The organism is Massilia sp. SYSU DXS3249 (assembly GCF_053668055.1).
Window position 1 is genome coordinate 233,500 of sequence record NZ_JBSIPX010000007.1, and the last position, 14,125, is coordinate 247,624.

The 14,125-nt window shown below is 67.2% G+C and carries 14 protein-coding genes; 7 read left to right on the forward strand and 7 right to left on the reverse strand.

The window, feature by feature from the left end; all coding sequences use genetic code 11:
• Positions 1–12 precede the first annotated feature (12 nt).
• The 5 genes from ACWCIA_RS11155 to ACWCIA_RS11175 all read left to right on the forward strand — a co-directional run bounded on the left by ACWCIA_RS11155 (position 13) and on the right by ACWCIA_RS11175 (position 3,195).
• Positions 13–468 carry an Mpo1 family 2-hydroxy fatty acid dioxygenase gene (locus ACWCIA_RS11155; protein WP_454163259.1) on the forward strand — a complete coding sequence of 152 codons (456 nt, stop codon included), beginning with the start codon at positions 13–15 and terminating at the stop codon, positions 466–468.
• Between the two features lie 92 nt (positions 469–560).
• Entirely contained in the window at positions 561–1,025 is a 465-nt protein-coding gene (locus ACWCIA_RS11160; RefSeq protein WP_454163260.1) for a glycine zipper 2TM domain-containing protein, read from the forward strand.
• 141 nt (positions 1,026–1,166) lie between these two features.
• The gene (locus ACWCIA_RS11165) at positions 1,167–2,111 is read left to right on the forward strand and encodes a DMT family transporter (RefSeq protein WP_454163261.1); all 945 of its coding nucleotides are present in this window, start codon (positions 1,167–1,169) and stop codon (positions 2,109–2,111) included.
• Positions 2,108–2,605 (forward strand): N-acetyltransferase family protein, encoded by a 498-nt coding sequence (locus ACWCIA_RS11170; RefSeq protein WP_454163262.1) that lies wholly within the window; start codon positions 2,108–2,110, stop codon positions 2,603–2,605. The genes ACWCIA_RS11165 and ACWCIA_RS11170 overlap by 4 nt, the downstream gene beginning before the upstream one ends.
• A gap of 410 nt (positions 2,606–3,015) precedes the next feature.
• Positions 3,016–3,195 carry a hypothetical protein gene (locus ACWCIA_RS11175; protein ID WP_454163263.1) on the forward strand — a complete coding sequence of 60 codons (180 nt, stop codon included), beginning with the start codon at positions 3,016–3,018 and terminating at the stop codon, positions 3,193–3,195.
• A gap of 60 nt (positions 3,196–3,255) precedes the next feature.
• Here the strand turns inward: ACWCIA_RS11175 and hutI are convergent, their stop codons facing one another.
• From hutI to ACWCIA_RS11210, 7 genes are all read right to left on the reverse strand, one after another.
• The gene (gene hutI, locus ACWCIA_RS11180; RefSeq protein WP_454163265.1) at positions 3,256–4,500 is read right to left on the reverse strand and encodes an imidazolonepropionase; all 1,245 of its coding nucleotides are present in this window, start codon (positions 4,498–4,500) and stop codon (positions 3,256–3,258) included.
• Positions 4,493–5,092 carry a HutD/Ves family protein gene (locus tag ACWCIA_RS11185; RefSeq protein ID WP_454163267.1) on the reverse strand — a complete coding sequence of 200 codons (600 nt, stop codon included), beginning with the start codon at positions 5,090–5,092 and terminating at the stop codon, positions 4,493–4,495. Before ACWCIA_RS11185 ends, hutI begins: the two co-directional genes overlap by 8 nt.
• Positions 5,089–6,456: a formimidoylglutamate deiminase gene (locus tag ACWCIA_RS11190; RefSeq protein ID WP_454163269.1), complete on the reverse strand. Its 1,368-nt coding sequence runs from the start codon at positions 6,454–6,456 to the stop codon at positions 5,089–5,091. The genes ACWCIA_RS11185 and ACWCIA_RS11190 overlap by 4 nt, the downstream gene beginning before the upstream one ends.
• The gene (hutG, locus tag ACWCIA_RS11195; protein WP_454163271.1) at positions 6,453–7,241 is read right to left on the reverse strand and encodes an N-formylglutamate deformylase; all 789 of its coding nucleotides are present in this window, start codon (positions 7,239–7,241) and stop codon (positions 6,453–6,455) included. Before hutG ends, ACWCIA_RS11190 begins: the two co-directional genes overlap by 4 nt.
• 24 nt (positions 7,242–7,265) lie before the next feature.
• Positions 7,266–8,813: a histidine ammonia-lyase gene (gene hutH, locus ACWCIA_RS11200; protein WP_454163289.1), complete on the reverse strand. Its 1,548-nt coding sequence runs from the start codon at positions 8,811–8,813 to the stop codon at positions 7,266–7,268.
• 16 nt (positions 8,814–8,829) lie between these two features.
• A complete protein-coding gene (gene hutU / locus ACWCIA_RS11205; protein WP_454163273.1) occupies positions 8,830–10,539 on the reverse strand; it encodes a urocanate hydratase in 1,710 nt (569 codons plus the stop codon).
• Positions 10,540–10,653: 114 nt separating this feature from the next.
• A complete protein-coding gene (locus ACWCIA_RS11210; RefSeq protein ID WP_454163275.1) occupies positions 10,654–12,318 on the reverse strand; it encodes an amidohydrolase in 1,665 nt (554 codons plus the stop codon).
• A gap of 216 nt (positions 12,319–12,534) precedes the next feature.
• Between ACWCIA_RS11210 and ACWCIA_RS11215 the strand changes: the two genes are divergently transcribed.
• Both ACWCIA_RS11215 and ACWCIA_RS11220 read left to right on the forward strand, forming a co-directional pair.
• Positions 12,535–13,398, forward strand: coding sequence for a hypothetical protein (locus ACWCIA_RS11215; protein ID WP_454163277.1), 864 nt, complete (start codon positions 12,535–12,537; stop codon positions 13,396–13,398).
• Positions 13,395–13,970 (forward strand): hypothetical protein, encoded by a 576-nt coding sequence (locus ACWCIA_RS11220; RefSeq protein WP_454163279.1) that lies wholly within the window; start codon positions 13,395–13,397, stop codon positions 13,968–13,970. Before ACWCIA_RS11215 ends, ACWCIA_RS11220 begins: the two co-directional genes overlap by 4 nt.
• Positions 13,971–14,125 lie beyond the last annotated feature (155 nt).

Genomic DNA, 14,125 nt, shown 5'->3' on the forward strand with positions numbered 1-14,125 from the left:
CCGGAGACACCCATGGACCAGACCGCACAGCCGAACAACGCCCGCAACATCCACGTACTGCTCGACCAGTACAGCGAAAGCCACCGCAACCCGACCAACGAGCTGTTCCACTTCGTGTGCGTGCCGCTGATCGTGTTTTCGCTGCTGGGCATCCTGTGGTCGCTGCATCCGGTGGTGGCGCTGGCCGCGGTGCTCGGATCGATGTGGTATTACTTTCAGCTCTCGAAACCCTTCGCCTACGGCATGCTGGCGATGTCGGCCGTCATGCTGGGCATTCTCGCGATGATGCCGCCGATGACGGTGCTGCCGCTGTCGATCGCCGTGTTCGTGGTGGCCTGGATCGGCCAGTTCATCGGCCACAAGATCGAGGGCAAGAAACCGTCCTTCCTGGAAGACCTGCGCTTCCTGTTGATCGGGCCGCTGTTCGTGCTGGGCTTCCTGTACCGCCGCCTGAACGTCGCCTACTGAAGAACCGGCTCCCGCACTGCGCACCACGTGTGCGCGGCACGCTTTCGAGGAGTAAGCTTGGCGCAAACACATTGCGCTTGCCGGAGGTCGTCATGAAAGCCACCCTGCCCCTCGCCCTGCCCCTTGCCCTTAGCCTAGCAGCCGTGCTTGCCGGCTGCGCCACGCCGCCGCCTTCGGCCAGCGTCTACCGCGCCTACCAGACCCAGAACGAACAAGTCGTGCGCACCGGCACCGTCGAGTCGGTGCGCAACGTGATCATCGCCAATACGGAATCGGGCGTCGGCACCATGGGCGGCGCGGCGCTTGGCGGCCTGGCGGGCTCGTATGCCGGCAGCGGCAGGGGCTCGGCCGCGGCCAGCATCGTCGGCGCCATCGCGGGCGGCCTGCTCGGCCAGCGCGTCGAGGCCAGCGCCAACAACCGTCCCGGTTTCGAGATCACCGTGAAACTCGACAGCGGCGAACTGCGCGCCATCACCCAGGCCGCGGACGAGCTGTTCCGGCCCGGCGAACGCGTGCGCCTGGTGAGCAACGGCTACCAGACCCGCGTCACGCATTGAGGGCGAACGTGGTGCGCCTGCGACACATCGCGTCACCATCCGGGGCGGCGCCGGCCTGAGGGCGTGCACCTGCCCCGGCGTGCGGGGCCAGGCATCAATTTATGGATAACGGGCAACGCGGAAAGCACGTATACTTCCGCGATGCCTACTTCCGTCCTGTTCACCATCGCCTCGCTGATCTGGGGTTCGACCTTCTGGGCCATCACCTTGCAGCTGGGCGAAGTGCCTCCATCCGTTTCCGTCGTTTACCGGTTTGCGCTGGCTTCGGCCACCCTGTTTGCCATCTGCATGATGCGTGGCCACAAGCTGCAGCTGCCCTGGCGTACCCAGAAATGGCTGATGCTGCAGGGGATGGCGACCTTCGGCCTGTCGTATATCTGCACCTACCAGGCGGAAGAAGTCGTCGTGTCCGGCCTGGTGGCCGTGCTGTTCGCGCTGATGGTGTTCTGGACGCCCGTGCTGGGACGCATCTTCCACGGCACGCCGATCGCGCCGCGCACCTGGGGCGCCGGCGCGGTGGCCACCGGCGGCGTCGCCCTGCTGTTCTATCACTCGATCGGCACCGCCTGGCGCGACATGCAGGTCGGCGGCAGCGGCCAGTTCCTGCTGGGCGTGGTGCTGGCGCTGGTCGCCACGATTGCCAGCTCGGCCGGCAGCATCGTCGTCGGCAAGGTGCGCGCCCAATCGAGCAACGTCATGCTGACCACCGCCTGGTCCATGCTCTGGGGCACGCTGCTGGTCGCGGTCTATGCCGTCCTGAGCGGCCAGCGCTTTGTCGCGCCGCCGTCCCTCACCTATACGCTGGGCCTGCTCTACCTGTCCCTGTTCGGATCGGTGATCGCCTTCCTCGCCTATTTCACGCTGATCAACCGCATCGGTCCGCAGAAGGCCGTGTACATCGGCGTCATCACGCCGGTGCTGTCGGTGCTGCTGTCGATCCAGCTCGAACATTACCGCCCGGGTCCCGTCGAATTCCTGGGCATGATCCTGTGCCTGGCCAGCGTGGCCTGGGCCCTGCGCGCACCCGCAGCCAAACCGGTGCAACCCTCCCTGAACAACGCGAACAACGCCATCGAAACCCCATGACCGCTGTCACCCATTTTTCCATCCGTCCCGCCGAACCTGCCGATATCACCCACATCCACTCGATGATCGTCGAGCTGGCCGTGTTCGAGAAACTCGAGCACATGGTCGTCGCCACCGAGGAACTGCTACACGAGGGCCTGTTCGGCGCCCGCCCGGCCGCCGAGGCGATCGTCGGCGAGGAAAACGGTGAAGTGGTCGCCTTCGCCCTGTTCTTCCATAATTTCTCGACCTTCCTCACCAAGAAGGGCCTGTACCTCGAAGACCTGTACGTGCGCCAATCGCACCGGGGCAAGGGCTACGGCACCCAGCTGCTGTCGCGCCTGGCGCAGATCGCCGTGGAACGCAATTGCGGCCGCTTCGAGTGGTCGGTGCTGGACTGGAACGAACCGGCCATCGGTTTCTACCAAACGATGGGCGCCGAGATCCTGCCGGAATGGCGCATCTGCCGCGTGACCGGCGAGTCGCTCGACCACCTCGCACGCCGCGCGGCTTAAGCGCACCTAACAAAGCCCCTATGGCTGCGTTGCATTCGTCTCGCCGTACTAACGTACTGTCTTCGACGATGCGCCTTGCCCTAGGGGCTTTGTTACGCGCGCTAAGCTCAACCGTTTGCACAATAAAAAACCCACGGGACCGTGAGGTGCCGTGGGCGAACCCATTTTTTAGGATGGGGAGGGGAGACTGGAAATCAACGATTTCACTATAGCCGGGTGAGATCGTCAGAAGTGGTTGTTCTTACAATTGCTTACCTCTCTTACGGATTGTCTGATACCTATAATTACCGAGCTGGAGATGGATGACTTGAGGTTCGTCAATAGGTGAAACCGGCTGTCGCACGATTGAGTTATCACAAGTGCAATAAAAGACGCGCAACGAGAATGTGCTCTTCGCATAAGGAGAGACCATGAGATCCATCCTGAAACCGGTTACCCGGCAGCTCTACAAGGCCTGGCTGCGCTCCCGCCTCGACAACTACACACGCAGCCTGCACGCCATCGCAGCCCAGCGCGAAAACGATTTCCATGCCGAGCGCATGCTGCACCGGGCGGTGTCGGCCACGCGCGCGAAGTTGCAATCGCTGTAAACATACAGAAAGCCCCGGCTCACGCGCCGGGGCTTATCGTTTCCTGCTCAAGCGCAGTCGTCAAAACCCGGCCGGCAGCCCGATATCGCGTTCGCGCATCACGCCGCCGTTGACGACCGCCTGGCAGGGATTGAAGCCGATCGCGTATGCCAGCTCGGCCGGCCGCGCGATGTCCCACAAGGCGAAATCGGCGCGCTTGCCGACTTCCAGGGTGCCGACCTCGGTGTGCAGGCCGAGCGCGCGCGCCGCGTGCACGGTGGCGCCGAGCAGCGCCTCGCGCGGGGTCAGGCGCCACAGGGTGCAGGCCATGTTCAGCGCCAGCAGCAGCGAGGTCATGGGCGAGGTGCCGGGATTGCAGTCGGTGGCGATCGCCAGCGGCACGCCGGCCGCGCGCAAGGCCTCGATCGGCGGCGCCTTGGTCTCGCGCAGGAAGTAATATGCGCCCGGCAGCAGGACGGCCACCGTGCCGCCCGCCGCCATGGCCTGGATGCCGGCCGGATTCAGGTGTTCCAAATGGTCGGCCGACAGGCCGCGGTAGCGCGCCACCAGTTCGGCGCCGCGCTGTTCGGACAGCTGTTCGGCATGCAGTTTCACGGGCAGGCCGAGCCGTTTGGCGGCGGCGAACACGCGCTCGGTCTGGTCGTAGGTAAACCCGATGTGCTCGCAGAAGGCGTCGACCGCATCGACCAGGCCTTCCTTCACCAGCAGCGGCAGCATGCGCTCGGCCACCTCGGCGATGTAGTCGTCGGCACGGCCGGCGAATTCCGGCGGCAGCGCATGCGCCCCGAGGAAGGTGGTGCGCACGCGCACCGGCAGCAATTCTCCCATGCGGCGCGCGGCGCGCAGCAGGTTCGCCTCCCCTTGCAGGTTCAGGCCGTAGCCCGATTTGATCTCGAGCGTGGTCACGCCCTCGGCCAGCAGTTGCGAGACGCGCGGCGCGCTTTCGCGCAGCAGGTCCTCGACGGTCGCCGCGCGCGTCGCGCGCACGGTGGACATGATGCCGCCGCCGGCGCGCGCGATGTCCTCGTAGCTCGCGCCCTCCAACCGCGCTTCCCACTCGTCGCTGCGGTTGCCGGCGTGGACGATGTGGGTATGGCAGTCGACCAGGCCGGGCGTCATCCAGGCGCCGTCGCAATCGTGGATGACGGCGGCGCGCGGCGCTTCGCGGCGCGGGCCGAGCCAGGCGATGCGGCCGTGGTGCACGGCGATCGCGCCATCCTTGATGTCGCCGTAGCCGTCGACCATCGTGGCCAGGTTCACGTTCGCAAACACCGCATCGTATCGCGGGCCGTGGCGCTCACTCATCTTCTTCTTCCTCGTTGTAGTAGAAAATGTCGACAATGAAGATCACGGCTTGCGTGGTCTCGAGCGACCACACCGTGCCCGGATCGAACATCACGGCGTCGTAGCGCACCATGTTGATGCGCTCCGAATCGCTGGCAATTTCCAGGCTCTCGCCTTCGGCCAGGAACATGATGGTCAGGTCGGCGCGCGCCACGAACTTCGACTTGCCGGCCAGGCGGCGGCGCCCGAACTGATGGTAGCAGCGTTCGCTGCGGGTCATCACGTTGAAATCGGTGGTCGGGCCGCGATTGAGCTTGGCCACCACTTCCGAGTCGCCGTCGAAGGCCAGCACCGGCCCGCTCTCGCAGATGATGACGCGCTCGCTGCCGTCGATGTCGAGCGTCATGCCGTGGCCGTCGACCAGGGCCAGGGTGCGGTCCACGCCCGGAAAGCGCGAGAACGGCCCGTCCTCGGAAATCGTGGCCAGGCTGACGCGCCAGTCGAAGTCCTCGAAGCCGGCCTCCGGCGGACCGATCGCAATCGTGGTGGTACTGCCGCCGCCATTCTTCCACGGCAGCGCCGAGAGCCCGGCAAACGGAATCAGGATGTTCATTTTTGTGCCTCGCGCAACTGGTTGATGGCTTCCCGGTAGCGGCGCGCGATCGCTTCCTGCGCCATGTGGCGGCCGCCCTGCACCACCCAGCGCCCGCCCGCCAGCACGTCGCGCACCAGGTTGTCGTTGCCGCAGAAGACCAGCCGGCCGAGCACGTCGGTTTCCAGCGCGCCCTCCAGGTTCGGATGCGCGCTGTCGAGCACCAGCAGGTCGGCGCGCCGCCCCGTCGCCAGGGCGCCGACCGGCCGTCCGGACGCCTGCGCGCCACCGGATAGCGCATCCTGCCACAGGTTCAGTCCAACGTCGCGCCGCGCTGGGGTGGCGGCGACATTCCGGCTGCCGCGCACCAGGCGCTGCCCGTATTCGAGCCAGCGCAGTTCTTCGACCGGGCTCTGCGAGATATGGCTGTCGCTGCCGATGCCGAAGCGCCCGCCCGCGGCCAGGTAGGCGGGCAGCGGGAACAATCCGTCGCCCAGGTTGGCCTCGGTCGTCGGGCACAGGCCGGCCACCGCCCCGCTGGCGGCCAGGGCCAGGGTTTCCTCGTCGCTCAGGTGGGTCGCATGCACCAGGCACCAGCGCGCATCGATGTCGACGTGCTCGAGCAGGTACTCGACCGGGCGCCGGCTCGAGAACTCGATGCTCTGCCTGACCTCGCCCGGCTGCTCGGCGATGTGGATGTGCAGCGGCCGCCCGCCCGGCAATGCCTGTACCAGCTCGCGGATCTGCTCGATGCCGGCCGCGCGCAGCGAATGGGGCGCGGCGCCGACTTCCAGCTGGCCGCCGCGCAGCGGCGCCAGGCTTTCCACGATGCGCAGCACGTCGTCGACGTCGGTGCGAAAGCGCGCCTGCTGCGGCGTCAAGGGCTGCTCGCCGAAGCCGCTGTGGCTGTACAGCACCGGCAGCAGGGTCAGGCCCATGCCGGCATGCTGGCCGGCGGCCGCGATGCGTTCGGCCATTTCGGCCGGGCGGGCGTAGAAGGCGCCTCGCGGGTCGCGCTGGATGTAGTGGAACTCGCACAGCGAGGTGTAGCCGTGGCGCAGGCATTCGGAGAACAGCTGGGCCGCGATGGCTTCCAGCTGTTCCGGCGTGATGTTGGCGGCGAAGCGGTACATCAGGTCGCGCCAGGTCCAGAAGCTGTCCGGGCCGTCTCCCGCCTTCTCGGTCAGGCCGCCCAGCGCGCGCTGGAAGGCGTGCGAATGCAGGTTGACCATGCCCGGCACCACGTAATCGGCGCGGGCGACGCCGATCGGCGGGCGCGCATGGGGTTCGACCCGGGTCAGGTTGCCGCGGCCGTCCCATTCGATGAGGACGTCGCCCTGCCAGCCATCCGGTAATAACGCATGCCGTGCGAACAGGGCGTTCATGCGCGCACCCAGTCGAGGGCGGCCTGCATCATGTCGCCGAGCAGCGGCTGCACCTCGGCCGCGACGTCGGGTCGGTAGGCGAACGGCGGCGCCTCGTCCATGTAGAGACACTGGCACATCTCGAGCTGGATCGCATGCACGCCCTCCCCCGGCTGGCCGTAGAAGCGCGTGATGTGGCCGCCCTTGAAACGGCCGTTCACCGCAATCGAGAAGCGGTCCTGGCTGCGTGCCACGTCCACCACCGCGCGTTCCAGGCCGGGATCGCAGGATTTTCCTTCGGCCGTACCAAAATTCAGGTCCGGCAGGCGGCCCTCGAAGAAGCGCGGCACGCGCGAGGCGATCGAGTGTGCATCCCACAGCACCACGCGCCCGTGCAGGGCCAGTAGGCGGCCGAGTTCCGCGCGCAGCTGGTTGTGGTAGGGCCGCCAGTAGCGCTCCAGGCGGCGCGCTACTTCCGCCTGGTCCGGCGTTCTGCCCTCCTGGTACAGGCTTTCGCGCCCGAAGGAGTCGAGCGGGCACAGGCCGGTCGTGTCCATGCCCGGATACAGGTTCGTGTTTTCCGGCGGCCGGTTCAGGTCGATGACATAGCGCGACCAGCGCGCCGCCAGCGTCGAGATGCCGAGCCGGTCGGCGCACTCGTAGAGTTCGGCCAGGTGCCAGTCGGTGTCGGCTTTCGCCAGCGCGCAGGGCGTCATGTGCGCTGCGACCTCGTCGGGAATGTCGGTGCCCACGTGCGGCATCGACAACAGCATCGGGGCGTCACCTGCCTTGAACCGGAAATCCATTACTGCTCCTGTGCGAAGGTTGAGTTAAGGATGTAATACTGCGAACAAGTCCTTGCATGATGCTGACAGCTCGCCTCTCACCACCATCAAGCGCGCCGCCTCGATGTCGGGTGCAAAGAAACGGTCGGCGTCGAATGCCGCCACGCGCGCGCGCAGCTGGGCATGCACGTGCTCCAGGTGCTCCGAGCTGGCCAGCGGGCGGTGGAACTCGATGCCCTGGGCTGCCGCCAGCAGTTCGATCCCGACAATAACCGCCGTATTGTGCGCCATCTGGTCGAGACGGCGCGCCGCGAAGGTGGCCATGCTAACGTGGTCTTCCTGGTTGGCCGAGGTCGGCAGGCTGTCGACACTGGCCGGGTGCGCCAGCGATTTGTTTTCCGAGGCCAGCGCGGCCGCCGTCACGTGGGCGATCATGAAGCCCGAGTTCAGGCCCGGCTCGCGCACCAGGAAGGCGGGCAGGCCCGACAGGTTGGCGTCGATCAGCAGGGCGATGCGGCGCTCGGACAGTGCGCCGATTTCGGCGATGGCCAGCGCCAGCGTGTCGGCGGCGAACGCCACCGGCTCGGCGTGGAAGTTACCGCCCGAGACGATCGCGCCATCGTCGGGGAACAGCAAGGGGTTGTCGGTGACGGCATTGGCTTCGATCAGCAGCGTGCGGCTGGCGTTGGCGACCAGGTCCATCACGGCGCCCATCACCTGCGGCTGGCAGCGCAGGCTGTACGGGTCCTGCACGCGCTCGTCGCCGACCAGGTGGGATGCGCGGATCGCGCTGCCCTTGACCAGTTCGCGGTAGATGGCGGCGGCGGCGATCTGGCCCGGCTGGCCGCGCACCGCGTGGATGCGGGCGTCGAAAGGCGCGTCGCTGCCGCGCGCGGCGTCCACCGACAAGGCGCCGGTGACCATCGCCGCTTCCACCAGGCGCTCGGCCATGAACAGGCCGTGCAGGGCCAGCGCGGTCGACACCTGCGTGCCGTTGATCAGCGCCAGGCCCTCTTTCGCGGCCAGCGTCACCGGTTCGATGCCGCACGCCGCCAGCGCCGCGCCGGCGTCCATCAGTTCGCCCTTGTAGCGCACCGGGCCCACGCCCATGATGGCCAGGGTCATGTGCGCCAGCGGCGCCAGGTCGCCCGAGGCGCCGACCGAGCCCTGCGAGGGGATGGCCGGCATGATGCCCGCGTTGTAGATGGCGATCAGGGTGTCGATGATCAGCGGGCGCACGCCGGAATAGCCGCGCGCCAGGCTGCCGATCTTGGTCAGCAGGATCAGGCGCACGACGGCGTCGGAAATGAGCTCGCCGGTACCTACCGCATGCGACAGGATCAGGTTGCGCTGGAGCTGTTCCAGTTGATCGTTCGGGATGTGGGCCTTGGCCAGGATGCCGAAGCCGGTGTTGATGCCGTAGGCAGGATCTCCCTTGTCGACGATGGTTTTGACCAGGGCCGCCGAGGCGGCGATCGGTGCCGCGCTGTCCGCCGACAAGGCAATCGGGAAGTGGGCGGCCCAGGCCGCGCGCAGGTCCGCGAGGCTCAAGGCGCCAGGGTTCAGGGTCCAGCCGTGCTGCGATGCGTTCATCATGTTCTTGACTACCTTACTTGATCATCGGGAGGTTCAGGCCGGTGCGCTTGGCACAGGCGATGGCGGATTCGTAGCCGGCGTCGGCGTGGCGCATGACGCCCGAGCCGCTGTCGTTGACCAGCACGCGCGCGAGGCGCTTGGCGGCCGCCTCGGTGCCGTCGGCAACGATGACGACGCCCGAGTGCTGCGAGTAGCCCATGCCGACGCCGCCGCCGTGGTGCAGCGAGACCCAGGTGGCGCCGCCGGCGGTATTGAGCATGGCGTTCAGCAGCGGCCAGTCGGACACGGCATCGGTCCCATCGCGCATGCTTTCCGTTTCGCGGTTCGGGCTGGCGACCGAGCCGGTGTCGAGGTGATCGCGGCCGATGACGATCGGCGCCTTCAGCTCGCCGTTCTTCACCATCTCGTTGAAGGCGAGGCCCGCGATGTGGCGCTCGCCCAGGCCCAGCCAGCAGATGCGCGCCGGCAGGCCCTGGAAGGCAATGCGCTCGCGCGCCATGTCGAGCCAGCGGTGCACCTGCGCATGCTGCGGGAACAGCTCCTTGATCTTGGCGTCGGTTTTATAAATGTCTTCCGGGTCGCCGGACAGCGCCACCCAGCGGAAGGGGCCGCGGCCTTCGCAGAACTGCGGGCGGATATAGGCCGGCACGAAGCCGGGGAAGTCGAAGGCCTGCTCGACGCCCTCGTCCAGCGCCACCTGCCGGATGTTGTTGCCGTAGTCGACCGCATGGGCGCCCATGGCCTTGAAGTCGAGGATGGCGCGCACGTGCACGGCGCAGGAGGCGGCGGCTGCAGCTTTGAGGCGCGCGTGCTGCGACGGGTCGGCCTGCGCCGCTTTCCACTCCTGCACGGTCCAGCCCTGCGGCAGGTAGCCGTGGATCAGGTCGTGGGCCGAGGTCTGGTCGGTCACCAGGTCGGGCACCAGGCCGCCTTCCCGGGCGCGGCGCACCAGCTCCGGCAGCACGTCGGCCGCATTGCCGAGCAGGCCGATCGAGACCGCCTCGCGCTTGCCCGTGTGTTCCTTGATCAGGGCCAGCGCCTCGTCGATGTCCCTCGCCTGCTTGTCGAGGTAGCGGGTGCGCAGGCGGAAATCGATGCTGCTCTGCTGGCACTCGATGTTGAGCGACACGGCGCCGGCGAAGGTGGCGGCCAGGGGCTGGGCGCCACCCATCCCTCCTAAGCCCGCAGTCAGGATCCAGCGCCCGCCCCAGTCGCCATTGAAATGCTGGCGGCCCGCTTCGGCGAAGGTTTCATAGGTACCCTGGACGATGCCCTGGGTGCCGATGTAGATCCAGCTGCCGGCCGTCATCTGGCCGTACATGAACAGGCCCTTGCGGTCGAGCTCATTGAAATGCTCCCAGTTGGCCCACTTCGGCACCAGGTTGGAATTCGCCAGCAGCACCCGCGGCGCATTCTCATGGGTCTGGAACACGCCGACCGGCTTGCCGGACTGGATGAGCAGGGTCTGGTCGTCCTCGAGCTCGCGCAGGGAAGCCAGGATCTGGTCGTAGCATTCCCAGTTGCGCGCGGCGCGGCCGATGCCGCCGTAGACCACCAGGCGCTGCGGGTCTTCGGCCACCTCGGCGTCGAGGTTATTCTGGAGCATGCGGTAGGCCGCTTCGGTCAGCCAGCTCTTGCAGCTCAGTTCAGTGCCGCGCGGGGCGCGGATGGTGCGGGTTGGATCGAAGCGTGGATCGACAACTTGGGACGAATCGTGGGTCATGGCAGCTCCTGAAAAGGATGGAAGGGCCGCGGCCCTTCCGCAAACCCTCAACTCTCCGAGAGTCTAGGCTTGTCTATACAACCTCGTCAATCCATATCGTCAGCGTTTCCGCTTTTACTTCTGATACACCGCCTTGCCCGCCACCCAGGTCTGCAGCACGCCGGTCTTGTGGATGTCGTAGGTCGGCATCTTGAACAGGTCCTGGTCGATGACGATGAAGTCGGCCCACTTGCCCGGCTCCAGCGAGCCGAGGGTGTTTTCGGCGTGGCCGGCCCAAGCGGCGTCGAGCGTGAAGCAGCGGAAGGCTTCCTTGAGCGACATCGCCTGGTTCGGGTACCAGCCGGCGACCGGCTGGCCGGAGGCGTCCTGGCGCGTGACGGCGGCGTGGATGCCGAAGAAGGGGTTCGGCGACTCGACCGGGAAGTCGGAACCGCAGGCGATGCGCGAACCCTGGTGCAGGAAGCTGCGCCAGGCATAGGCGCCCTTGATGCGCTCGGCGCCGACGCGGCTCTCGGCCATGTTCTTGTCGGACGTGGCATGGGTTGGCTGCATCGACGGGATGATGCCCAGCGTCTTGAAGCGCGGGATGTCGCTTGCGGTCACCACCTGCGCATGCTCGATGCGGTGGCGTTGCGCCGCGCTTTTGGTCGCCGCCAGTTCCTTCTTGTAGATGTCGAGGATCTGCTTGTTGCCGGCGTCGCCGATCGCGTGCACGTTGACCTGGTAGCCGCGCGCCATCGCCTTTTTCATCTTCGCGTCCATCTGCGCGGTATTGAAGAACAGCAGGCCGTGCGAATGCGGCTCGTCGCTGTAGGGTTTCAGCAGCGCCGCGCCGCGGCTGCCCAGGGCGCCGTCCGAATACAGCTTCACGGCGCGCAGCGCGTACATGTCGTTGCCATAGGTTTTCAGGGGCCCGTTCTTGGCCAGCGCGTCGAAGTCGCCGTCGGTGCCGCCGATCATGCCGTAGATGCGCGCGGTCAGCTTGCCCTGGTCGGCATAGGCGCGGTACAGGCGGTCCTCGAACACGCCCAGGCCGGCGTCGTGGGTGCTGGTGATGCCCACGCGCGCCATCTCCTGCAGCGAACGGTCCAGCGCCACGCGGCCCTCGGCCTCGGTTTGCGCCGGCATGACCTTGGTCACGAGCTCCTGCGCGGCGTCGACCAGCACGCCGGTGGCGCGACCAGCAGCGTCGCGCATGATCTTGCCGCCGGCCGGATCCGGGGTTTGATCCGTGATGCCGGCCGCCGCCAGCGCGCGGCTGTTGGCCCAGCCCGCATGGCCGTCGACGCGCTCGAACCAGACCGGCTTGTCGCTCACGATCGGGTCGAGGTCGGCGGCGGTCGGAAAGCGTCCCAGCTTCCAGTTTTCCTGGTTCCAGCCGCGTCCGCGCAGCCAGGCCTGGTTTTGATTCGCGCGCGCATACGCTTGAATCGCCTTCAGGGCGCCTTCGAGCGAGGTCGCCTGCGACAAATCGAGCTGGGTCAGCATCTGGCCCAGGCCGAACACGTGGCCGTGGGCGTCGATCAGGCCCGGCAGCACGGTCTTGCCTCCCATGTCGACGCGGCGCGCGTTGGGCGCCTTGGCCTGCACCTCGGCGGCGTTGCCGACGGCGAGGATCTTGCCCTTGTCGTCGAAGGCGAGCGCATTGAACTGCACCAGGTCACCCTTGGCGTTGAGCGTGTATCCGTTGGCGTTGACGATCACGGTGTCGGCCTGCGCGGCCGTGACGGCGAAAGCGGCAAGGATGAACGCGGAACACTGCTTGAGGGTGGGCTGCATGGACTCTCCGTTATGTATGAAATGCAAAACATGAGTGTAGCGAAGTCCTTGCGGCTTTGACACTGGCGCCTGTGCTTGCCGACCGCTTTTTCCCCGAGGGTGGGCGGCCCAGCCGTACGCATCCGGCTGGTTACAAAATATTTGTTAGCACATGTGCAATACCTCAGTAGAATTAATTCCGGTCGGAAAATAGCGAATAACAAAACCGGGGGAGATATGCTGACAAGAAGTCTGGTAGGGAGCGCGTTTGCGCTTGTGCTGGCAGGGTGTGCGACGCCGTCGCACGTGCCGTTCGATCCGCTGGCCAGGGAAAAGCTGGCGGAGGTCAAGGTCATCGACATCGTGGCCCAGGATGAAGTCATCGTGCGTGCGGCAACGCCGGATGCGATGGCGGCCGGCGGCGGGCTGCTCGGCGCGGTCATCGTGTCGAAGATCGGAGAAGGCCGCCAGAACGAAGTGCAGGCTGCGCTGGCGCCCTTCTACGCCACGGTCGACGATTTCGATTTCCGCTCGCTGTTCACCGCCTCGCTGGAGAAGGCGCTGGCCGCGGAAAAGAGCGTGCGCTTCGGCGCCATCGACCACGCCGCCCAGCACCTGCACGGCAGGGAGATCAAGCAGCGCCACAGCGTCCTGGCGACCAACCAGGGCCTGATGCTCCTGACCACCTCCTACACCTTCTCGCCCGACTTCCGCCACCTGAACATCACGACCGAGGCCAGGCTGCACCAGGCGGTCAAGGAGGAGCCGGTCTACCGCAACACCTATCACTACCAGTCGGCGCCGGTGGGACCGGGCGGCAGCACCTCGCTCGGCGCATGGGGCGAGAACAAGGGAGAACGGTATCGCAGCGCCGCCGGCGAAGGCGTCGCTCAGATCGTCCGGATGATCGGCATCGACCTCGCGGCCGGCCCCGCCGCCGCCGCGCAGGGAGCGCAGCTGTCGCTCACCAACTACGCCAGCCCGGTCAACATCAAGGTCAACGGCCCCGTGCTCGACACCCTGCCCGCCCGCGCGATCCTGCGCCATGGCGACGGCAACCTGTATTCCCTGCCGCACACCACCGGAGGACAACCGCAATGAGTGCCCGCATCCTGATCGCCGCGCTGTTGGCGGCCTGCAGCGCCGCCGCGCTGGCCGCGCCGGAAACCACCCCGCCCACGCCGCTCGTGTACGACGCCGGCGTGAACGACAAGGCCCCGGCGGCGCTGCCCGGCGCCTGCCGCATCAACGTCGTCAGCATCAGCGACAACCGCTTTTCGAAGGAGGGCATGGGCGCCGATGCGCCCATCCGCACCGGCGCGCCGGAACCGTGGATCGGCGCCGGCCTGGCGAACCTGAAGCAGTACGGTTATACGGTGCAGCAGGGTGCGGCCCCGGCGGCCGACGCCCTGAACCTCGACGTCAAACTGATCCGCGCCTATTCCTGGTTCGGCAACATGCGCATCAACGGCATGGTCGCCGTCGACGTGTCGATCGCATCGCCCGAAGGCACCCGCTCGCGCAAGTTCCGCGCCAGCGGCAGCAAGACCAACATGATGGGCGCCGATTCCGAGCACGTCACGGCGCTGAACTACGCGCTCAACCACATGGTCCACGAGATGGCGGCCGGACTGGCGAGCGAGTGCGCGGGACTGAAAGTCGCTGCCCGTTGATGTACCCTGGCGGGGGGGGGGGGGGGGGGGGGGGGGGGGGGGGGGGGGGGGGGGGGGGGGGGGGGGGGGGGCGGGGGGGGGGGGGGCGGGGGGGGGGGGGGGGGGGGGGGGGGGGGGGGGGGGGGGGGGGGGGGGGGGGGGGGGGGGGGGGGGGG